We start from the raw sequence: 21,294 nt of genomic DNA on the forward strand, positions 1-21,294 counted from the left end.
ACTAGCCGATGCCACACAGCCAAGATATCGACGTCGCGAACAGCCCGGACCTAGAGTCAACATACGAATGTCTCCTGTGTGGGAAACTCGTCAAGTCTACCACACACCCCGGACAGTGTGACTGCGGCGGCGAGTTCCAAAACTGGGGAAACTCCCTCGAGTGACATCCTCTCCGCGGTAAACGGCGGAGCTTCCCACAAGCGGAAGCTTGCTGGTTTGGGAGATTTACGGTTTCACATCCCCGAGGGAATGCTGGCAGTGCCACGCTACCGTTACCCCTATCAACCGTCGAAAAGACGGGATTCGGGGTAATCTTTCTCTTCCTGCACCCCGTTCGTCCAGTGGAAGGGGTGCCTTCCATAACGAAGGGGCGAATCCCGAGATTGTCTCATTAGGATAGGGCGGATAGACCGCCTCGGTTAGCATTCAGTAGAGGGTGTCATAGAAGGCTTCCCACACCAGACAGGAATCGATCAGTACAGGAAATGTAGTGATCATCGAGGTTTATCGCCGATCGCGAAGAACCCCCGTGAAAGATACGGAGCGCGTATTTAGCGCACAATCACGCGTTGACTTCTCAAAAAGAGAGTGCTCAAGTTCGGGATTGATACTAGCTTCTTAACATTCTTGATGGCGCCGGTAAAATCGCCATTTATGCGCCGTCGCGCATTCCTCGCGTCCGCCCTGACCGCCGCCTCCACCACCGCTGCGGGGTGTAATGCTGTCGACTCGCGAACCGAACACACGAACCCGACGGTGAAAACTGACGACAGTCCCCGGGATGATGGGAAATATCTCGAATTTCGCGAAGACGGCACTGACCTCGCTACCGTGGGCGTTGATCCCCGGTTTGCCCCCTTGCCGAACCATTTCCACACGTCGATTTCGCACCCTGGGGATACCGAACTGCAGTCGCTCACACAGCGGTTTGTGGCACTGGGCGGTGACGGCACCCCGCCACAGCTCTCGCTCCAAGGTCCGTTTATGGGCGACCACGAACCCCATCCGTCCGTATCACTGTTCCGAGAGGGGACGGCTGCAGTCGTCGAAGTCCACCAGTTCGGCGAGATGGCCAACGAGACCGTATTCATTGACCTCCCCGTCACCCGATGGCCGGAATCGGCCCGACGAGTCGTCGTCGAAAGCACCGTCAAACTCGTCAAGCCGGGGCTACCCGACCGAACACACGTCCTCGACGGACAACTCGAATTCGAGGTTCCCGCTGAGACCGAAGCCGGCGACTGAACCGCTCAATACGCACACTTCTTCCCACGGCTGATTCAGCTGTGAATCGTGAAATAAACACCGTGACAACTCTTCTATGACACCCTGTTCAGTGCGCTATCGAATATCTTAAAACTACGTGCGGGCGCTGTATTCCCGCGCTGAAGCGCGAGGTTTTAGCGCCCTGATTCGCTTGATAATTTCCTTCCACAACCGATCGGTACGGCTGTGAGCGCGGGGTTCTGAACGGTCATCGCTCTGGCCCGTGGCTACCGCGTTCGATTGACACGCCTGCGATTGCCACGCCTTACGGGAGTCTCCGCGCGCTCGTCCAGAGGTGTCGGGCGCGGGACGTTTCCCGATCCCGCTTGTAAAGACTTACCAGCGACACCCGAGGAATGCTCGTGTATGGCGATACTCCCGGAGGGGTTCACCCTCCCACCGCCGGCGTACCTCGCGGTCCTCATCGCGGGAATCGTCGTCGTCGCGCTCGCGGTTCGCCGGCGTCGCCCGGCGGTCACGTCCGACCGGGTCCTCGCGTTCACCCCGTGGATGGTCTTGGGCTCCGCCCTGCACGTGCTCTACGTCGTCGATGCGCTGCCGGCGGCGGTTCGACCGCTGGCGGGGACGCCCGCCGTGTACCTCACGGTCGCGGTCGTCGGCGTGGGAACGGTAGTCGTCGCCGACGCCCGGCTCGGGTCCGAGGCGGTCGCCCGCGCGCTCGCGCTCACGGGCGGCGGGCTCGCGCTCCTGTCGGTCGTCGGCGTGTTCGCGTTCGGCGCGGCCGCGGGATCGCTGTCGCCCGGCGTATCGGCGATCGCGCTCGTCGCGGCCGCCCTCCTCGCGGCGGCCGTCTGGAAGGCGTTGACGCGAGCAGTCCCCGAGATCAGTCGGACTGGCGCACTCGGCGCGCTGGCGGTTTTCGCGCACGTCCTCGACGGCGTCTCGACGGCGGCCGGAATCGATATCCTCGGCTTCGGCGAGCGGACGCCGCTGTCGCGGATCATCATCGAGGTCGCCGCCGGGCTCCCGACCGAACCGGTGCTGGGGTCCGGGTGGCTGTTCGTCCTCGTGAAGATCGGCGTCGCCTCGCTCGTGCTGTGGCTCTTCGCCGACCTCGCGGCGGAGGACCCGACGGGAACGAACCTCCTCCTCGGCGTCGTCGCCGCCGTCGGTCTCGGGCCGGCGGTCCACAACCTCCTGCTGTTCGCCGTCTCCGGGCCGGCGTGACCGGCGGCGCCCGTGACGCTGTCGCCGTCTCCCGCGCCGCCGACGTTGCGGCTTTCTCCTTCGCTGCCGACGTTGTGGCGTCCCCCTGTGCCGCCGACGCACGCAGATCCCACCCGCCCGGCGTCGGCGACGCGTTCGTATCGAACTCTCTCAACGGTCGGTGACGCGGTCGGGTCGCCGCCGATCCGGTCTCCGGGGTCCGAGCGTTTTTGTAAGCCGGTGTCCTCCCTCCGAGAGATGCCCCGAGTCATCTGCGCCGGCCACCTGAACTGGGACGTGACGCTCCGCGTCCCCGCCCTGCCGGACCCGGACGGGGAGGTGTCGGTCGACTCCCGCCGCGCCGGCGGCGGCGGCAGCGCCGCTAACGTCGCGAACGGGCTCGCCGACCTCGACGTCGCCCCGGTGCTCTTGGGGAGCGTCGGCGACGACGAACACGGCCGGATCGCGCGCGCGGAACTGGACGACCGCGGCGTCGACGTCTCCAACGTGGTCGTCGACAGCGACCTCGAGACTACGACGAAGTACATCGTCGTGGAGTCCTCCGGAGAGGTGATGGTGCTCGGCTGCGCCGGCGCGAACGAGGCGTTCACGGCCGCGGATCTCCCCGACGAGTCCCTCGCGTCGGCCGACCACCTCCACATGACGAGTCAGGACCCCGAGACCGCCGCCCGCCTCGCCGAGCGCGCGCGTCGGCAGGGCGTCCCGGTCAGCTTCGATCCCGGCCGCCGGATCGACGACCGGGGGTACGGACCCGCGATCACGTCGGTCGAGTACCTCTTCTTGAACGACCGCGAGGCGGCGCTCGCGCTCGACGCGTTCGATCTGTCCGAGCAGACGCTCGTCCTCAAGCACGGGCCGAAGGGCGCGGAGATCAGGGACGGGACGCGCCGGGCCGCACACCCGGGCTATCCGATCGACGTGGTGGACACGACCGGCGCGGGCGACGCCTTCGCGGCGGGTTTCATCGCCGCGCGCGTGGGGGGCGCAGACGACGAGCGCGCGCTCTCGGTGGCGAACGCCTGCGGGGCGCTCGCCTCGAAGGCACCCGGCGCGCGGACGTCGCTCACGTGGGACGACGTGCGGACGTTCATCGGCGAGTGATCCCCGTGTTCTCCCCCGCACTCACCCCGCTCACCGCCGCCGCGAACGCCCCGGCGTTCGTGCTGGTCTGCGTCGCCTGCGGCTTCCTGGCGGCGCTGGTGATGGACATCCCGATGTCCCAAGAGGAGGACGGCTTCGTGCCGGCGTACGTCGCCGCGGCGATCGTCCGCCGCGTCCCGCCGGCGGCGGTCACGTTCGCGCAGGGGGCCGTCGCCCACCACGCGGCCGGAGCGCTCGCCGGCGGGCTCTACGCGGGCTGCTATCTGGCACTGTCGGCCGCCCTCCCCGGGACCGTCGCGGTCGGCGGCGTCGACCTCCTCCCGCACGTCCTCAGCACGGCGGCCGTCGCCGCGTTCGTGTACGCGTTCTTCGCGCACGTGGTGCTCCCGCGCGCCGGCCGCCGGATCTACGAGGAGCGCGCGACGGCGGTCCGCGGCCAGTGGCTCCGCTCGTCGGTCGTCTTCGGGGCCGTGATCGGCGTGATCGTGCCCGCGTTCGCGACCGTGGTCTGAGCTCCGGAGTCACCCCGCGGGACGCTGACCGGGTCGTTTTTCACCGCCTCGCGCGACGCATCGGGTATGGCGAAACAGCCGCACCTCCTCGTCGAGTCCGGCGACGTGCACGAGACCGCGCTCATCCCCGGCGATCCCGGCCGCGTCGATCGGATCGCCGCGCAGTGTGAAAACGCGGAGACGGTCTCGCAGAACCGCGAGTACAAGATCGTGAACGCGACCTACGAGGGCGTTCCGCTGACGATCTGCTCGACCGGCATCGGCTGTCCCTCGGCGGCCATCGCCGTCGAGGAACTCTCCCGGGTCGGCGTCGAGACCGTGATCCGCGTGGGGACGACGGGCGCGCTCCAGTCCGGCATCGAGATCGGGGACATGGTCGTCGCGACCGGCGCGGCGAAGGAGGAGGGGACCTCCAAGCGCTACGAGGACGCGGTGATCCCGGCGGTCCCCGACTACGACGTGCTCTCGGCGCTCGTCGACGCCGCCGAGGACAACGGCGAGGACGTCCACGTCGGCCCGATCGTCTCCGACGACGCCTTCTACAACGAGACCGACGCCTACGTCGACGAGTGGGAGGCCGCGAACCTGCTGGCGATCGAGATGGAGGCCGCGGCCGTGTTCTCGCTCGCGCGCCGCAAGGGCCTCGCGGCCGGCGCGATCTGCACCGTCGACGGCAACCTCGTCGAGGGGACCCAGAAGGGCGCCGACTCCGACGAGGAGCTCCCGGAGAAGGCCGAGAACAACGTCGAGCGGGCAATCGCACTCACGCTCGACGCGGTCGTCGCGCTCGCGTAGGTAGATGTCCGAACCCGGACGTCGGCTCCTCGAAGCGGTCCGCGGCCGCCTCCCCGACAGGGCGCGGGAGCGGTTCTCCGCCGCGCGGAGTCGCGCCAGACGGGTCCGGCGGCGGGAGCTCTCGGAGTTCCGCCGCTGGATCCAGACCACCGCGAACCTGTTACACCTCTCGGTCGTGTTCTTCGTCCCGGCCGTCATCGGGTTCGTCACGTACCTGTCGAACCACGTCCAGACGCTGTCGTTTCTGCTCTTCCCGCCGCTGGCGTCGGGGACGTACACGCTCTTTTCGGATCCCGAGGGCCGGTACGCGAACCCGATCCGGTTCGTCGCGAGTCTCAGCGTGGGGGCGCTCTGCGGGCTAATCGCTCAAACCGCGACCGTGTGGTTCTCCGCCGGTGGCGCCCCCGGCGTCGTCCGCCCCGAGACCGCAGCGCTCGCCATCTTTCTCACGGGACTCGTCACGTGGGGTGCCGACGTCGAGGCCCCCTCGGCGTTCGCGACGGCGCTGCTCGCGCTCGTGACGGGCGAGGTCGACCCGACCACGTACGTCGTCAGCGTCGTGTTGGCCTCCTCGATCGTCGCCGCCGCCTTCGTCGTCTGGCGCGAGGAGTTCTACGAGAAGCGGGCGTCGTTCCTCTACGAGACGGTCCGCGGCGACGACCACGTCCTCGTGCCGGTCCGCGGCGACACCGGCGAACAGACCGCCTTCTTCGGCGCGCGATTGGCCGCCGCCCACGAGGCCGGGAAGGTCGTCCTCCTCGATATCGTCTCGCCGTCGACGGGTCCGGCCGGCTCCGAGGCCGGCGCGGGCGAGGAGGAACGCGGCGGCGCTGACCGCGGCGGGGGCGGACGCGGCGCCGCGGAGCGATCCCACGCCACGACAGACGATCGAATCCGGCGACTCGAGGGGCTCGCTTCGACCCTCCGGACGCGAGTCGGCGTCCCCTGCGAGGTCGCCGTCGCCGAGGGTGAGGCCGTCACGGCGACGATGCGGGCGGCGCGGAACGCCAACTGCGACCTGGTGGTAGCGCCGTACGAGGAGGACCGCGGCGCGCTCTCGGACTTCGTCCGGGGCGTCTTCGGCGGCGATCTCGACGCGGTCGCGTTCCGGTCGGTATCCGAGCGGCGCCGCTGGACCCGCGTGTTGGTGCTCGTGGCTCGGCCGGGCGACACCGCGCACGCGATGATCGACTTCGCGACGCGGCTTTCGGGCGGTGGCACCGTCAGCGTCACCACCTGTATCGGCAGCGAGTCCGAGCGCCGCCCGGCGGAGACCAACCTCGACCGCCTCGTCGAGACTGCCGAGGGAACCGTCGAGACGCGCGTCGCCCGCTCGCCGGTCGAGGACTTCATCGCCGCGAACGCGGATGCGTACGACCTGCTCGTCATCGGATCAAGCGGCGATCGGTCGCCCGCCTCGCGATTCGTCGCGCCGCCGACGTTTCAACGGCTGCAGTCCGTCGAGTGCGACGTCGCAGTGTTCGACCGCGGGTCGCCGTAGCGACCGCCTGTCCTACGCTTTTCGTCCGTCGTCGCCGGGAGATTCGTCGCCGCCGAGTCCCGACCCGTCGTCGACAGAGTCACCGTCGGAACCGCCGGCCGTCTCCGCTGCGGATGCGTCGGGGCTGGCCTCGTCGACGGCTTCCGCCACGGCCTCCATCTCGTCGTCTCCCTCCGCGTGGAGCAGTCGGTGTTCGAGCGTCTCCGCGCTTCTCCCGCCGAGGGCGGACTCCGCGAGGAAGTGCGCGCCGAGCGCCGCCGGACTGATGACGGTGTCGGCGCCGGCGCGCTTGAGCTTGTTCACGTTCTCGCGCTGCGTCGCGGCGGCGACAATCGTCACACCGGGGTTGAGCTGGCGGGCGGTCAGGATGGTGAGCGCGTCTTCGGCGTCGTTGTTCGTCGCCGCGACGACGGCCTGCGCCACTTCGACCTTGCCGCGGTACTGTGCCTCCTCGTCGCTCGGATCGTCGGTCAGGACGGTGTAGCCGCGCTCTGAGAGGCGTCGGGCGCGCTCCTCGTCGGGGACGACGACGAGCACGTCGGCCTTATCGGTCAGTTCTTCGAGGATCGGTTCCGTCAGGTCTCCGAACCCGAGGACCAGCACGTGGTTTTCGAGGATTTCGAGTTGTTCTTCTGTCATATATCCGAGTGCCTTCGAGAGCCGCGCCTCGATGAGCGGGGTGAAGACGACCCCGAGGACGACCGCGAACGACGAGACGGTCACGAGGAGGACCGACAGCGCGAAGAGTTTACCGACTGCCGAGATCGGAGTGATGTCGCCGTAACCGACGGTGCTCCCGGTGACGAGCGAGAAGTAAAACGCATCGAGCAGGGTGCTGACGTCCCGAAACTCCTCGCGCAGCGCGAACGCCCCGGCGGTTCCGTAGGCCTGGGCGCCGCCCAACGCGGCCAGAGAGGCAATCTGCGCCGTCGTGAGCGAGAGCTCGCGGTCGAACGACCGGGTGTTGATTCCGACGACGACCAACGCGAGTCCCGAGAGCGCGATCAGCGGGAAGGACAGCTGCGAGGACTGCAGGACGCCCTGTGCGGCCGTGACCGGAAACAGGACGAGCGTGGAATACCATGCCGCGCGCAGGCGTCGCTGGAGGCCGTACGCGCTCAAGAGGAGGACGAATCCGGTCAGCGTCCCGGTGAACGCCGTTATCTGTCGGACGACGCCGGGGACGGCGACGCCGAGGAGCTGAAAGTCCGCGCCGCTGCCGACGCCGATGTTGGCGATGCCGGTCACGACCGACAGCACGCCGACGAGGAGCGTCAGCACGACCGACGCGCGCGCGCCGATCCAGTCCCGCGAGAGCGCCATATCCCTCCCTCCCGCGTCATCGACTTAATAAGCTCGCACTCGGCGCCGCCCGCGAGGCCGCTATTACCGCCCGCTCGCTACCGCCAAGCCTCGAGTTCGACGACCGCCGAGAGATCGACCGAGAGCCACGTCTCCATCCGATCGAGGCCGGTCAGTCCCGGCGGGTGAACGGTCGCTCGGTCCGGCGTGTCCTCGTAGCTGACGATCGCCAGCCGGAGCGGTTGCGTTTCTCCGGGTGCCGCGCCCCCCGCCGGCATTCGCTCGGACGCGGGCCGGGCGCTCGGTCGTCCCGTGGGGCGCATCGTTCGGTGGCTGTCACCGTCTCCGGGTGAACGAGGGGAACCGCTCATCTCTCGTGTGCCCGATCTGCGGTGGGACACAAAGACGCTGCTAAGAGTGTGGTATATCGCTCTGGTCTGCGCCCTATCGAACGTGGCACTCTGAGTGATATATAGCTCTCAGTTCCGGTATGTTCTGTCTGTAGGCTATCGGGGCGGTACGTACCGGTCGGACCCGACAATACACCTATTATAAACGGGTTTAATACGCGAAGCCGCCCGTTCAGGTGATGACGCGCGACTCAGAGCGTCCGTCGGATCTGGTAACGCGGAGAAAATTCCTGCTGTCGTCCGGCGTCGCGGGGACGGTGGCACTCGCGGGGTGTAGCGGAAGCGGCGAGACCGGTGACGGCGGGAGCAGCGACAGTGGCGGTAGCGGTGGGAACAGCGGTGGGAGCTCGGATGGCGGGAGCTCCGGAGACAGCAGTGGTGGCCTCTCGGGCGCAGTCGTCAACTCCGGGAGCAGCACCGTCTACCCGGTCACCAACGCGATGGCCGAGCGGTTCATGGAGCAGCACCCGGAGGTCAACGTCACCGTCGACTCGACCGGCAGCGGCGGCGGCTTCGAGAACCACTTCTGCCCCGGAAACGCCGACATCAACGGCGCCTCCCGAGGGATCAAAGACGAGGAGGTCGAGCACTGTACGAGTAACGACGTCGAGCCCGTCGAGTTTCACATCGCCAGCGACGCGCTCACGATGGCGGTCAACAACGACGCCGACTGGGTCGACAGTATGACGTTCGACGAGATGTCCCAGATCTGGCGCGAAGACGGTGCCGAGCTGTGGTCCGACGTTCGCGACGAGTGGCCCGACGAGCCGTTCGAGCTCTACGGTCCCGCGTCGACCTCGGGGACGTACGACTGGTTCAACGCGAACGTCATCGGCGAGGACTACAACCACACCGCGCAGCACGAACCGACCGAGGAGGACAACCTCATCGTGCAGGGGATTCAGGACTCCGAGTACGCGATGGGGTACTTCGGCTACGCCTACTACAACGAGAACTCCGACGCCGTCAAGGCGATCAGCGTCGCTGCGGAAGAGGGCGACGAACCGGGTGCACCGAGCCTCGCCGCCGCCAAGGACGGCACCTACCCGATGGCCCGCCCGCTGTTCATCTACGGCAGCGAGCAGTCCATCCAAGAGAAAGAACAGGTCTACGAGTTCCTCAACTTCTACCTCGAGAACGCCGAGACGGATATGGTCCAAGAGATCGGCTACGTGCCTTCGAGCGTCGAGATGCGCGATGAGAACCTGAGTACGCTGGAAGACGTCTACAACGGCTAACTCGAGTGTATTCGCGGACCGGAATTCTCACCAATGAGTAACGAATCAGCGAAATTACAGCTCACCGGCGGTGAGCAGCGCAGAGTCGTCCGAGAGCGACTGTATCGATACCTGTTACTGCTCTGTGCGTCCGTAACGGTCATCATCACCGGGAGTATCATTTTCGCGCTCGCGTTCGACGCCGTACAGTTCTTCGAGATGGTCAACCCGGTAGAGTTCTTCACCGGGACGACGTGGATAACGGACCGCGGACAGTTCGGGGTCCTCCCGCTCGTCACCGGCACACTCATGGTCACAGTCGTCGCCGGGCTCGTGGCGATTCCGGTCGGCGTGCTCGCGGCGATCTATCTGAGCGAGTACGCGAGCGACCGCGCGCGGTCGGTGTTGAAACCGGCCTTAGAGATCCTCGCCGGGATTCCGACGGTCGTGTACGGATACTTGGCGCTGATATACCTGACGCCGTTCCTTCGCACGCTCGGTCTCGACCTCGGGACGTTCAACGTGCTGAGCGCGTCGATTATGGTCGGCGTGATGATCATCCCGATGGTATCGAGCCTCAGCGAAGACGCGATGAGCGCCGTCCCGGCGTCGTTGCGCGAGGGCGGATTCGCCCTCGGTGCGACGAAGTTCCAAGTCTCGACCGGAATCGTCGTCCCCGCCGCCATCTCCGGCATCTTCGCGTCGTTCATCTTGGCGCTCTCACGAGCGATCGGCGAGACGATGGTCGTGGTCATGGCGATGGGGCTCCGGCCGCGGATGTTCGATCTGAGCGCGCCGCTTTCGAGCCTGCAGGAGTCCGGACAGACGATGACCTCGGCGATGGTGCAGGCCGTGACGAGCGACGTCGGGGCCGCCTCGCCGACGTACAAGAGTATGTTCGCGCTCGGACTGACGCTGTTTGCGATCACCTTCGCGATGAACTACCTCAGCAACTGGATCGCCGAGCGGTACCGGGAGGAGTACAACTGATGGCGCAGCAGCACTCGGAGGATTCACGACAGGGGTTCGTCGGTAAATCCGGAGTGAGTCGGCTGCGCGGGCGTCTCTTCGAGGGACTCACACTCGCGGCGACAGTGTTCGGCCTCGCGATGGTGACCGCGTTGCTGTCGTACGTGTTCAACGACGCCATCCGGCCGTTCAGCGCGGATCCCGAGTGGCACCTCGTGTACGGACTGACGGTGCTTCTTCCGGCGCTGGTCCTAATCGCGACGTACTACACGTCCGAGGAACCGTCGGGTGAAGTCGCTCTCGCGAGTACAGGAATCCCGGTCGTCGGCCTCGTCGTTGGCGCCGCCTTGGCGGTGCTGTTCATCGAGATCATCACCCCCGCGGACTGGTTCGGTCTCGCGATCGGTCTCATCTGTGCCGGGGCTGTCGTCCGAGCACACCAATGGAAGCGCCCGAACGCCGCGGTCGAACGGTTGGGCGTGATCATCCTCGCTCCGCTCCTCGCCATCGTGGGCGTCCCGGCGATGAACGTCGACTTCACGTTCGCCTCCCCGCTGACAGACACGGAAATCGTGACGATCGCTTTTTGGACCCCCGAGATTCTCCCGAGCGTGGGCGATCTGCTCCGGCCGGCGCTGACTGCCGTTCCCGGCTGGGTCCTGCTCGTCGTCTCGGTGACTGTCCCCGCGGCGATGGTCTTCGGTCGGCTGGTCGAGCGTCGGCGCGGCGACGGCCGCGGCCTCCGTGAGACCATCGCGGTGTCGGTCGTCTTCGTGACGGTCGGTTCGTTCGTCGCCCCGGCGACGGGGTTGGACGCGCAGAATTGGGTGCTGCTGGCGACGACGACAGCGATCCCAACCGGTGTGTATCTGGAGGGCGTGTTCCGACGACGAGCGGGGACGCTGGGCCTGGCGTTTCCGATCGCGCTCGTTGCCGGGGTCGTGGTCGGAACGGTTCTCACGGACGCGATGGGGTTCGCGGGACCGACGTCGTGGTTCGGGTGGGACTTCCTGACCAGCGCGACGTCGATCACGCCGGAAAAAGCAGGGATCTACCCGCCGCTCGTGGGATCGGTCCTGATGCTCGTGGTCATCATCACGCTCGTGTTCCCCATCGGCGTGGGTGCCGCCATCTACCTCGAAGAGTACGCGCCTGACACGGGGAGCCGCGGTCGGCTCGTCGATCTCATCGAGATCAACATCGGGAACCTCGCCGGCGTTCCGTCGGTCGTCTACGGGCTGCTCGGACTGGCCCTGTTCATCAAGGGGATCGGACTAGCAGCGGGGATCGTGATCGTCGGCGGGATGACGGTGGGGCTGTTGATCCTCCCGATCGTCATCATCTCCGCGCAGGAGGCGATTCGAGCGGTCCCGGACTCGCTCCGACGGGCCTCCTACGGGATGGGCGCGACGAAGTGGCAGACGACTCGAAACGTGGTCCTGCCGCGGGCGCTCCCGGGAATCTTAACGGGAACGATTCTCGCGCTGGGACGGGCGATCGGCGAGACGGCACCGCTCCTGATGATCGGTGCGGCGGCGTCCGTTCGCCTCGCGCCGAATGGGTTCTTCGACAAGTTCAGCGCGATGCCGCGTCAGATTTTCGCCTGGTCCTCGGAGTTCGATCCGGATTTCCGCTTCGGCGTTCTCGCCGCGGGGGTCGTCACGCTACTTCTCGTCCTCCTGTTGATGAACGGAACCGCGATCGTCATCCGAAATAAGTATCAGCGGAGTGAGTAGAAAATGGCAAACGAAACGCAGGAACGACGCGGAGAATCGCTCGGAAACGCTACCTCGGTCCAGTTGAACGATGGACAGGCGAAAGCAGAGGGATCCGTCGAACAGCCGACCGCGTCCGACTCCGAACCCGCCGACAGCATCATCACCGCTCGGAACCTCGACGTGTTCTACGGAGACGAACGCGCCCTCGACGACGTGACAATGGAGATACTCCCCGAGCGGGTCACCGCGATTATCGGCCCCTCCGGCTGTGGAAAGTCGACGTTCCTCCGGTGTATCAACCGGATGAACGACCTCGTTCAGGCCGCGCGCGTCGAGGGGAGCATCGACTTCGAGGGGATCGACGTGTACGGAGACGACGTCGACCCGGTGGCGCTTCGACGACGGATCGGGATGGTGTTCCAGCACCCGAATCCCTTCCCCAAGAGCATCTACGATAACGTCGCCTACGGGCTTCGGACTCAAGACGACACCGAGAACATCGACGAGCGGGTCGAGCGGGCGCTCGAGCGCGCCGCGCTCTGGGACGAAGTCAGCGATCAGCTCGACAAGAGCGCGCTCGACCTCTCCGGGGGCCAGCAACAGCGGCTCTGTATCGCTCGCGCGATCGCCGTGGACCCGGACGTCATCCTGATGGACGAACCCGCCTCGGCGCTCGATCCGATCGCCACCTCGAAGATCGAGGACCTGATCGAGGACCTCGCCGAGGAGTACACGGTCATTATCGTCACACACAATATGCAGCAGGCGGCTCGGATCTCCGATCGGACCGCCGTGTTCCTCACGGGCGGCGAACTCGCTGAGTACGACGATACCCAGAAGATCTTCGAGAACCCCGAACATCAGCGCGTCGAGGATTACATCACGGGGAAGTTCGGGTGACGATGACGCGGAAATCCTATCGGCGGTCGCTCGCGGATCTCCGCGCGGACGTGCGCTCGATGGGTGACCTCGTGAGCGAGCGGCTCGGGCTAGCGCTCGAGAGCGTCGAGTCCGGCGCGGAGAACCCGGCGCGGACGGTTATCGACGGCGACGAGGAGATCAACGAGACGTATCTCGAACTCGAGAACCGCTGCGTCGACCTGATCGCCCTCCAACAGCCCGTCGCCGGCGATCTCAGGTTCGTGACCGCCTCGTTCAAGATCATCACCGACCTCGAACGCGTCGGGGATCTGGCGGTGAACCTCGCGCAGTACGCGCTGGCGGAGCGACCGACGCACACCCCGGAGGTCGGTGTGGCCGACATCGGTCGCGACGCGAAGTCGCTCCTCGAACGGGGACTCGACGCCTACGAGTCCGGCGATGCCGACGCCTGCCGGGCGATCAGCGCCGCCGACGACGCCGTCGACGCGCTCTGTCAGCGGGCGAGCGAGACGGTCACCCGCGACCTCATCGGGCGAGGGCGCGACGACCCGTGGTCGGTCGAGCGCCTGCTCGATGAGGTCTCTCGGGTCCTCCTGACGATCCGCGACATCGAACGGATCGCCGACCACGCCGTGAACGTCGCCGCCCGGACGCTGTATATGGTCGATCACGACCCGGAACTCCTCTATTGACGATGGACACGCGCAAAATCCAGTCGGTCGGCGGCGGCACCTACACCGTCTCGCTCCCGAAGGCGTGGGCGGAGGCACAGGGGCTCTCCGCCGGCGACACCGTCAATCTGCACACCCACGTCGACGACGTGCTGGCCATCCAAGCGCGGGAGGACACCGAGCAACCGCCCGGACGCGTCGTCGTCGAGGTCGGCCAAGACGACGTGGCACCGCTCGAACAGACGCTGCGTGCAGCCTACACGGCGGGCGCTAGCGAGGTGGTCCTCCGGTCGGAGGCGACGTTCACGGCCGAGCAGCGGCGCGCCATCGACGAGGTCGTCCGGAACCTGACCGGCATCTCCGTCGTCGAGGAATCAGACGACGAGATCACCGCACAGACGCCGCTGGATCCGGGCGAGGTCTCGGTACGGCAGTCGGTCCGACAGCTCTCTTTCGTTGCGCGCTCGATGCACCGGGACGCCACGGCGGTACTGACCGACGGTGCCGCCCCGGAGAGCCTGCTCGGGCGCGACGAGCAGGCCGACCGGCTGTACGCGCTGATCGAGCGGTCGTTCGTCCGCGGGCTCGCGCGCCTCGACGAGGTGGACGCGCTCGGGCTCACCCGGCCCGCGCTGTTCGAGCTGTGGCTGACGGCGCGCGAACTGGAGCGGGTCGGCGACCACGCCGAGCAGATCGCGGCCCTCGCCGCCGACGGGGGCGTCCGGCTGAGCTCCGCCGATCGCGACCGGATCGAAACGGCAGCGCAAGCGGCGCGAGAGGCCGTCTCTGACGCAGTCGGCGTCGTCGTCGGCGACCGCGCCCCCGACAGCGCGCGGCGCGCGTTACGGAGCCGCGATCGGGTCCGCGCGGCGGTCAACCCCGTTGACGGCGGGGGCCGAGACCTCGCAGACGCCGACGCCCGCTCAGTGCTCGCCCTCGAGCGCGTCCGACGGACCGCCGAACACGGCGGCAACATCGCCGAGATCGCACTGCAGGGCGCGGTCCGCCGGGGCGAACTGAGCGCGAGCGACTCAGAAGCGGCGGCGTGGAGCGGTTCCGACGGCGTCGCCGACGACGCCTCTCCCGACAGCGACAGGTGTAAACCGTCTCCCCGAGAGTAGCCGTCGATGGCGTCGCTCCCAGTTGAGATCCTCTACGGGCTCTACCTCGGCGTGTTGACCGGACTCGTCCCCGCGCTCATCGCGTGGCTCCTCGGATTCGGGTTCAAGTACTTCACGGGTATCACCGTTCCCGGGCTGGGGGTCGTCGGCCTCGGCGTGATGATCGCCGGGCTCAACGGCGGCCTCTTGGCTCTCGCCGATCCCTCGCTCACGGGGTCGACGAACCAGTTGCGGCTCACGGTCGCGCTGTTGGTCGTCCTGATGGGAACCCTGTACGCGCACGGACAGGGCGACAAGATGGGCGCGGCGCTCCCGAAACGCCTCAGTCTCCGCGAGCTCACCAAGCGGACGCTGTCGGCCGACGTGGTCGAACTCGTCGGCGGTCGCGGACAGGTCCGCATCGAGGTCGTCGGCGACGTCGGCGACGTCGAGGGCTATCCGCCGCTGCCGGCGGCGATCAGGGAGTCGATCCGCGCGGAGACGTGGACGTTCCCGGCGGACCTGCCGCTCGTCGAACTGGAGGCCCGCGTCGCCGCCGCGCTCCGGACCGACTACGACCTCGTGGAGGCGACGGTGACGCTCGACGAACGCGGTCGGGCGACGATTTCGGCCGCGCCGCCGACGAGCGGGCTCTCGAAGCACCTCGCCCCCGGTGAGCGGGCCGTCTCGGTCGACGCGCTGGTCCCGACGGGCGCGGCCCGCGGCGACGAGATGGCAGTATTGGCCGACGGCGAGCGGTTCGATGCCCGACTGCTCGGCGTTGTCGACGGCGGGGCGAAAGCGACACTAACCGAGGACGGCAACACAGAGGAGACGACCGGAGCCGCGACCGACGGCGGCGCGAAACCGGACGGCGGCAGTCCCGCCCCGGCGGCGACGCCCGACGCCTCGGTCCCCGTAGCCGCCGGCGGTATCGTACGAGTCACGCTCGCGGTCGGCCGAACGTCGGCGGCGAGACTGATCGCGGCCGAGAACGTCGCCCTCGCCGTCCGTTCCCGGGGGATCCGTCGGGAGTTCGAACTCGTCGGCCTCCTCAGGCGGACCGGCAAGCGGTTCCGCCGGTTCACTGTCGGCGAAAAGAGCGCACTCGCGGACGACACGATCGGCGATTCGGCGGTTCGAGACGTCCACAGCGTGGCGATACTCGCGGTCAGACACGCCGGGTCGTGGGTGACTGCCCCCCGCGGCGGGCAGCCGATCGACGCGGGCGACGAACTCATCGTCGTCGGGAGTAAGGCGGATCTCGACGCGTTCGCGGGGGTGGTGGCGTGACGTGGCTTTCGCTTCCGCTCGCACACTGGCCGCCACTCGCCGTTCCGCTGCAGATCAGCGGTGCAATCTCGGACGACCCGACACTCACCACCGTGCTGACCCGCGTACTCGGTCTCGCCGCGCTCGCGGCGATTCTCGCGTCGCTCGCGGCGATGCTCTACCGGTGGTACACCCGCGAGGAGATCCCGGCGTGGCTGGCAACGCTCGTCGGCGCCTCCGGCGTCGCGCTCTACCTCAACGCGGTGGGGCTGTTCCAGCAGGCGGTCGGGTCGAACCCCGCAGAGGTGTTCGCCCCGATGGTCGTCCTCGTCAACGCGGCGTCGATCGGGGCCGCCATCGTGGTGTCGCCCGCGGGACGGGCTGTCGGCGACCGCGTCGTCCAGAGCGCGTTCGCCATCGTTGGCTCCCGCGAACTCGACACCGAGGTGAGCCGACTCGTCAGCAACGTCGGTCGCGTCCGGCCGGTCGAACTCCCCGAGGAAGCCGACGACATCGGGGACATCGAGGGCCACGAGCCCGTTCCGGCGGCGACGAAGGCCGAACTGGCGGGGAAGACGCTCCTCGTTCCCCGCAACCTCCGCGGCGACGACCTCCGGAACCGCGTCGTCGCGCGCGTCAAGGAGGACTACGGCGTCGGCTACGTCGACCTCGAACTCGACGACGACGGAACCGTCGTGACGCTATCGCTGGGGCGGCGCGTCGCGGGCTTGGGGACGACGCTCGCGCCCGGGTTCGTGGCCGTCGCGATTCGGGCAGACCCCGGTGCCGGTGCGTCTGCCGGCGACGCGGTTCAGCTGTGGCGACGGGTCGAGACGGGCGAATCGGACGGGGCGTCCGGCGCGGGAGCCGAAACCGCATCGCGCGTCGCCAGCGGCGAGCTCCGGGCGGCGACGGGAGACGTCGCCACGGTGATTCTTGAGGAGGCCGACGCCGAGTCCCTCGACCCCGACGCGACGTACCGGCTCCTCACCCTCCCCTCGGACCCCGGGGCCGAGAGAGAGTTCACGTCCCTGCTCCGCGCGGCCGACGAGACGATGGACGTCGTCACCGTCGACGCGGGGAGCGAACTCGACGGCGCGACGCTCGGGAGCATCGACGCCACCGTCGCGGCCGTCCACGCTGCGGGCGGCGCGATCGAGGCGATTCCCCCGCGGAGCCGCGAACTCACCGGGGGCGACACGCTGTATCTGGTCGCTCGTCCCGAACGGCTTCGCGAGATCGTCGGGCTGGCCGCCGCATCGCCCTGACAGCCGCTGCGGCGCTCGCGTGACGGCCGCCGGTGTGGACGGCTCGGATCTGTTCGGGAGACCCCGTAACGCTCAACTCCTCCGGGGCGCGAGTGGTGGTATGCACACGGTCACGTGGCGACTGTTCGCGGATCTCGCCGAAGCGGCGGGCGGACGGGAACACACCGTCTCGGTCGACGCCGACGGGACGGTCGGCGACGCGCTCGATGCGCTCCTCGGCGGGAACGACGCGCTCACCGAACGCGTCCGCGACGGCGAGGGGATCGCCGAGGAGATCAACTTGATGCGGAACGGCTCGCCCGCCTCGCTCGAGGCGGACGTCGCCGACGGCGACGAACTCGCGATGTTCCCGCCGGTCACGGGCGGGTAATCACGACGAGATGTAACCGATCGATTGTGTGGCCACGTCATCAGATCACCGCGTTCGAGTTCTTCGAACGCCGTCACTGCACAGTCTCCATCTCGTCGGTTCGTAGCTCTTCGAGACGCTCCCCACCGTATTGCTCGTCTGCGGATTCGTGGTGCCGGTGGAGCCGGTAGGCCGATTGGAGCCGTTCCTCGTCGTTCGTGATCGCCCAGTACGGGCGCTTGTGCCGAACGAGACCGCGCTCTTTCAGTCGAGAGAGGATCGCACTGACGGCGTCCGCGTATAGATCGAGTCGCTCGGCGATCGTCGCCGCTTTCCACGCCCGGTCGTCGTTCGCGTCGAGGAACACCACAATCCGCTCGGTGTCGTTTCGCTCCGCGAATTCGTCGGCGTCGGCGTCCTCGAACTCGTCGATATCGATGGTGCCGCTCGACATAGTGGTATGTTGGTACTGTTGGGACAAAGCTATTTGGATATTTGTAACACATCAGGCGATGCATTCGAGGAGGTGCGACCCACTCCCGGGTCCGACCAGAACGGATCGAGAACCCATCCCCGTGAACAAATCCCGGTCGTCGCTCGCGGCTGCAACGATCAATACATGGGACTCATATCCCACGCTTGCTTCGAGTCAACCGTTGTGACTGTTCGTGTTATTTTTGCACACTGACCTCGTCGAGACTCGTGCTTACAGGCTGGCGGTGCGTGTCGTGTCTCGCCCGCCGGTCTTGCCAGAGCAGCCATAGTCCGATCACTCCAGCGAGCAGGACGAATCCGATTGTGATCAGTTCATAGACCACTGATGTCGTCGCTACTAGTGACCCGGTCACATCCACTGCGAAGTGCCAGACGACGAGCGGCCAGAGGCTCTCCAACCGGAGCGCAACCGCACCGAGTCCGATCCCCAAGGGAATGATCAGCAGCATCTGTGGAAGCCACTCAGCCAGCGAATTCCCCAAGATGACTTGTGAGATGTGGGCCAGACCAAACATCGTGGCCGGCAGTACCACAGCTAACAGACGGCTGCGAGGCTCGAGCGCCCGGAGCAACACGCCACGATAGATGAGCTCTTCGGAGATAGCGGCCCCCAGCGCCACGCCAACGACGATCACGACGAGTGCTGCCCACGGTGGCAGGGTTTGTCCCTGAATCAGCGAAATTTCGGGAATGGCAAGGCCGAACATAGCCGGGACAAAGACCACCGCTGCGAAGGGGAGCAAGTAGACAACTGCACGCCGATTGATTGGTGCTGTGAGCCGAATTTTCTCCCACCAACCGAGCCAAGTGACGAGCGCGATACTCCCTGCGACGATGACCCAATTAAGGATGAGCCCAACCCCGTGTAGTGTCAACTGTGGGACGGCAGCTTCGAGGATAGTTCGTGTGACTAGTGTCAAGAAAATAAGCCCGGCTGTGAGTCCGAGCGTAAATCCGACTGGACGACGCTCAACAATCGATACCATACACGTTGTTCGCTCCGTGATTATATATAGACGTATTGACACAGATGATATGGTAACATATATCGAAGCTAGTCCTGACCCAGTCCACTTAGAGGAATTCACCTCAGCCTGCTCGGTTGCGGACGCGCACTCGAGGCGTTAGATTGCTACGATCAATAAGAAAGCACGATCTGATAGCTAGATCACCCATCAGAGGTGTGGAACGAATCCCGGTGGGTCGACGATTCCCGGGCGGTATTTCACACTGGGAGTTTCGGAGCGAGCCAAACACCTTACGATAGCCACTCCTCGGGCTTGGTATCGTAGTCGACGTCGGAGGCCTGAATCCGTTCTTCGAGGTCGTCGTCGAGTTCGAACTCGTCGAACGCCTCGCCGTCGTAGCGGATCCGGACGCCGACCTCCGTCGGCTCCGGCTCGCGGTTGCGCCGGCGGGCCACCTCGATGTCGTGGTCGTCGAAGGCCTTCCTGATCGTCATCAGGTTCACCGGACGGCCCCACAGCTCGTGGACGCGTTTGAGGACGTCGCGCGCCTCCCCGAGGTCGAGCATGATACCGTTGTAGCGGTGCCCGAGGAGCAGCTCCCCGCGGTTCTCGAAGTTGTCGTCGAAGACGGCGACGGTCGGCTTCCCGAAGTTGGTGAACTGAAGCAGCAGCTTCTTTTTCACGTCCGCGGCCGCCGTCGAGGCGACGCGGAAATCGCCCGTCGAGCGGGTGTACTCGTAGGTGAAGTAGTGGTTCTCCTCGACGAACTCCGGCGAGAGGAACGCGTCGACGAACGTCACGTCGTTGTGGCTCTCGCGAACCTCACGCATCCGCTCCCAGCCGGCCGTCTTCTCGACGTCGTCGATCGCCGCCTCGACGCTGTCGTACCTCGCGTCGTCGAACATGTACCGGGAGATCCCTTCGAGCTCCGAGCGCCTGATCCGGCGGAGGAAGCCCCGGTTCTGCGGCTTCACGAGCGAGAAGTGCCGCTCGGCCAGCCCCTCGTAGGTGAGGACTTTCCACGGGTAGCGGTCCACGTCGACGGCGTCGGGATCCGACAGTGCGCGGTCGAGCGTCTCCCAGTCGACGCGGGGGTCGTCCGCCGGGAGCGACGCGAGGTCCTCGAGGGTGTCGCGGTCGATCGAGTCGATCTCCGCGGTCGGTTCCAACAGCTCCTGTACCGCCTCGAAGTCGACGACGTCGTGGAAGTTCCGCCACGTGATCCCCTCGACGCGCAGCAGCTGCTCGGCGATCGCTCTCCTGTTCGTCGTGTTCTCGACGTACTCCCACAGCTCCTTGCCGAGCTTGTAGGGGTTGAGACCGGGCGAGCCCAAGACCCGCGACTGGTGGTCGGCGTACGTGAGGAACTCCGCCGTCGTCGCGAAGCGCTCTTCGCCCATCATCAGCGACTCCCAGTAGGCCGCCCACCCCTCGTTCATGGTCTTCGTCATCTTCTGTGGGGCGAAGTAGTACGCCTCCCGGCGGAGCAGGTCGAGGACCTCTTTCTGCCACGTCTCCATCTCCACGGCCTCGCCGGCGTCCGCGTCGTAGACCGTCCCGTGCTCGCGGAGGAACCCGAGCACGTCCGACCGCGGCCGGTCGAAGTCGGCGGCGGCCGCCTCCGCCTCGGCGAGGTCGTCGAGCCACTCGTCGTCGAACACCGCGCCCCTGACCGCCGAGGAGAAGTCCATCTCGTCGAGTCGCTCGCGGAGGTCCTCCGGTTCGACCGGATCGCGGTCTCTATCGGCCGTGAGCGGTCGGTGCTGGTCGATGGTGTCCTCGAGGCAGGTGACCGCGTCGACGAAGCGTTCGAGCGCCTCGCGGTCGATCTCGGGGTCGTCGACGTACCGCTGGATCGTCTCGGCGTGGCGCTCGAGCATCGCCGCGGCGTCGAGGTCGCCGTCGCCCGAGAAGCGGCTGAACCACTCGTTGTTCCGGAAGAAGTCGGCGTGTGCCTCGACGTGGGTGATGACCGCTTTCTGGTCCGCCAGCGTGTTCGACTCCTGCAGGAAGGCGTGGCTCGGATCGTCGTTGTTGACGATCTCGAAGGCCTTGCCCATCCCGAACTGGTCCTGCTTCCGCTGGCGGTCGTAGGTCATCCCCCAGCGCCAGTGCGGATAGCGGCGCTGAAAGCCGCCGTAGGCGATGAGCTGGTTCATCTCGTCGTGGTCGACCACCCAGTAGTTCACCGGGTAGGGATCGAGTCCGAGTTTGCGGGCGAGCGCGGCGGCCTCGCGAACCGGCTCTTCGAGCCGATCGGCCTCCTCGCGCGCCGCGCGTCTGAAGCGTCGTAGTCTGGTAGTCATCGGT

21 protein-coding genes are annotated in these 21,294 nt (G+C 66.7%); 16 read left to right on the forward strand and 5 right to left on the reverse strand.

The window, feature by feature from the left end; translation table 11 throughout:
* Positions 1 to 8 precede the first annotated feature (8 nt).
* The 7 genes from ACT3HL_RS14205 (at position 9) to ACT3HL_RS14235 (ending at position 6,363) form a co-directional block, all read left to right on the forward strand.
* Positions 9 to 164 carry a rubrerythrin-like domain-containing protein gene (locus tag ACT3HL_RS14205; protein WP_445087429.1) on the forward strand — a complete coding sequence of 52 codons (156 nt, stop codon included), beginning with the start codon at positions 9 to 11 and terminating at the stop codon, positions 162 to 164.
* A gap of 490 nt (positions 165 to 654) precedes the next feature.
* Positions 655 to 1,245 carry a hypothetical protein gene (locus ACT3HL_RS14210; protein ID WP_445087469.1) on the forward strand — a complete coding sequence of 197 codons (591 nt, stop codon included), beginning with the start codon at positions 655 to 657 and terminating at the stop codon, positions 1,243 to 1,245.
* 387 nt (positions 1,246 to 1,632) lie between these two features.
* On the forward strand, positions 1,633 to 2,454 hold the full coding sequence (locus ACT3HL_RS14215; protein ID WP_445087430.1) for a DUF63 family protein: 822 nt from the start codon (positions 1,633 to 1,635) through the stop codon (positions 2,452 to 2,454).
* 237 nt (positions 2,455 to 2,691) lie between these two features.
* On the forward strand, positions 2,692 to 3,555 hold the full coding sequence (locus ACT3HL_RS14220; RefSeq protein ID WP_445087431.1) for a PfkB family carbohydrate kinase: 864 nt from the start codon (positions 2,692 to 2,694) through the stop codon (positions 3,553 to 3,555).
* A gap of 5 nt (positions 3,556 to 3,560) precedes the next feature.
* A complete protein-coding gene (locus tag ACT3HL_RS14225; protein ID WP_445087432.1) occupies positions 3,561 to 4,067 on the forward strand; it encodes a hypothetical protein in 507 nt (168 codons plus the stop codon).
* Between the two features lie 66 nt (positions 4,068 to 4,133).
* Positions 4,134 to 4,862: a phosphorylase family protein gene (locus ACT3HL_RS14230; protein WP_445087433.1), complete on the forward strand. Its 729-nt coding sequence runs from the start codon at positions 4,134 to 4,136 to the stop codon at positions 4,860 to 4,862.
* Positions 4,863 to 4,866: 4 nt separating this feature from the next.
* Complete coding sequence (locus ACT3HL_RS14235; RefSeq protein WP_445087434.1) at positions 4,867 to 6,363, forward strand: universal stress protein; 1,497 nt, start codon at positions 4,867 to 4,869, stop codon at positions 6,361 to 6,363.
* A 12-nt stretch (positions 6,364 to 6,375) separates the two neighbouring features.
* Here the strand turns inward: ACT3HL_RS14235 and ACT3HL_RS14240 are convergent, their stop codons facing one another.
* Both ACT3HL_RS14240 and ACT3HL_RS14245 read right to left on the reverse strand, forming a co-directional pair.
* The gene (locus tag ACT3HL_RS14240) at positions 6,376 to 7,686 is read right to left on the reverse strand and encodes an NAD-binding protein (protein WP_445087435.1); all 1,311 of its coding nucleotides are present in this window, start codon (positions 7,684 to 7,686) and stop codon (positions 6,376 to 6,378) included.
* A 77-nt stretch (positions 7,687 to 7,763) separates the two neighbouring features.
* Positions 7,764 to 8,036, reverse strand: a complete 273-nt coding sequence (locus tag ACT3HL_RS14245; RefSeq protein ID WP_445087436.1) for a DUF7511 domain-containing protein — start codon at positions 8,034 to 8,036, stop codon at positions 7,764 to 7,766.
* A gap of 218 nt (positions 8,037 to 8,254) precedes the next feature.
* On the opposite strand from ACT3HL_RS14245, the gene ACT3HL_RS14250 reads away from it, so the two are divergent.
* The 9 genes from ACT3HL_RS14250 (at position 8,255) to ACT3HL_RS14290 (ending at position 17,542) form a co-directional block, all read left to right on the forward strand.
* On the forward strand, positions 8,255 to 9,313 hold the full coding sequence (locus tag ACT3HL_RS14250; RefSeq protein WP_445087437.1) for a phosphate ABC transporter substrate-binding protein PstS family protein: 1,059 nt from the start codon (positions 8,255 to 8,257) through the stop codon (positions 9,311 to 9,313).
* A 33-nt stretch (positions 9,314 to 9,346) separates the two neighbouring features.
* Positions 9,347 to 10,282 carry a phosphate ABC transporter permease subunit PstC gene (pstC, locus tag ACT3HL_RS14255; RefSeq protein ID WP_445087438.1) on the forward strand — a complete coding sequence of 312 codons (936 nt, stop codon included), beginning with the start codon at positions 9,347 to 9,349 and terminating at the stop codon, positions 10,280 to 10,282.
* Positions 10,282 to 11,997 (forward strand): phosphate ABC transporter permease PstA, encoded by a 1,716-nt coding sequence (gene pstA, locus ACT3HL_RS14260; protein WP_445087439.1) that lies wholly within the window; start codon positions 10,282 to 10,284, stop codon positions 11,995 to 11,997. Before pstC ends, pstA begins: the two co-directional genes overlap by 1 nt.
* Positions 11,998 to 12,000: 3 nt before the next feature.
* On the forward strand, positions 12,001 to 12,879 hold the full coding sequence (gene pstB, locus ACT3HL_RS14265; RefSeq protein WP_445087440.1) for a phosphate ABC transporter ATP-binding protein PstB: 879 nt from the start codon (positions 12,001 to 12,003) through the stop codon (positions 12,877 to 12,879).
* A 2-nt stretch (positions 12,880 to 12,881) separates the two neighbouring features.
* Positions 12,882 to 13,553: a phosphate signaling complex protein PhoU gene (gene phoU, locus ACT3HL_RS14270; protein ID WP_445087441.1), complete on the forward strand. Its 672-nt coding sequence runs from the start codon at positions 12,882 to 12,884 to the stop codon at positions 13,551 to 13,553.
* A gap of 2 nt (positions 13,554 to 13,555) precedes the next feature.
* Positions 13,556 to 14,653 carry a PhoU domain-containing protein gene (locus ACT3HL_RS14275; protein ID WP_445087442.1) on the forward strand — a complete coding sequence of 366 codons (1,098 nt, stop codon included), beginning with the start codon at positions 13,556 to 13,558 and terminating at the stop codon, positions 14,651 to 14,653.
* A 6-nt stretch (positions 14,654 to 14,659) separates the two neighbouring features.
* Entirely contained in the window at positions 14,660 to 15,925 is a 1,266-nt protein-coding gene (locus ACT3HL_RS14280; protein ID WP_445087443.1) for a TrkA C-terminal domain-containing protein, read from the forward strand.
* Complete coding sequence (locus ACT3HL_RS14285) at positions 15,922 to 17,172, forward strand: potassium transporter TrkA (protein WP_445087444.1); 1,251 nt, start codon at positions 15,922 to 15,924, stop codon at positions 17,170 to 17,172. Before ACT3HL_RS14280 ends, ACT3HL_RS14285 begins: the two co-directional genes overlap by 4 nt.
* A gap of 100 nt (positions 17,173 to 17,272) precedes the next feature.
* Entirely contained in the window at positions 17,273 to 17,542 is a 270-nt protein-coding gene (locus tag ACT3HL_RS14290; RefSeq protein ID WP_445087445.1) for a ubiquitin-like small modifier protein 1, read from the forward strand.
* 73 nt (positions 17,543 to 17,615) lie between these two features.
* On the opposite strand, the gene ACT3HL_RS14295 is transcribed toward ACT3HL_RS14290, so the two are convergent.
* The 3 genes from ACT3HL_RS14295 to ACT3HL_RS14305 all read right to left on the reverse strand — a co-directional run bounded on the left by ACT3HL_RS14295 (position 17,616) and on the right by ACT3HL_RS14305 (position 21,290).
* Positions 17,616 to 17,975 carry a MarR family transcriptional regulator gene (locus ACT3HL_RS14295; RefSeq protein WP_445087446.1) on the reverse strand — a complete coding sequence of 120 codons (360 nt, stop codon included), beginning with the start codon at positions 17,973 to 17,975 and terminating at the stop codon, positions 17,616 to 17,618.
* Positions 17,976 to 18,192: 217 nt separating this feature from the next.
* Positions 18,193 to 19,002 carry a CPBP family glutamic-type intramembrane protease gene (locus ACT3HL_RS14300; protein ID WP_445087447.1) on the reverse strand — a complete coding sequence of 270 codons (810 nt, stop codon included), beginning with the start codon at positions 19,000 to 19,002 and terminating at the stop codon, positions 18,193 to 18,195.
* A 272-nt stretch (positions 19,003 to 19,274) separates the two neighbouring features.
* A complete protein-coding gene (locus ACT3HL_RS14305; RefSeq protein ID WP_445087448.1) occupies positions 19,275 to 21,290 on the reverse strand; it encodes a SpoVR family protein in 2,016 nt (671 codons plus the stop codon).
* Between the last annotated feature and the right edge of the window lie 4 nt (positions 21,291 to 21,294).

The organism is Halobellus sp. GM3, from assembly GCF_052545375.1.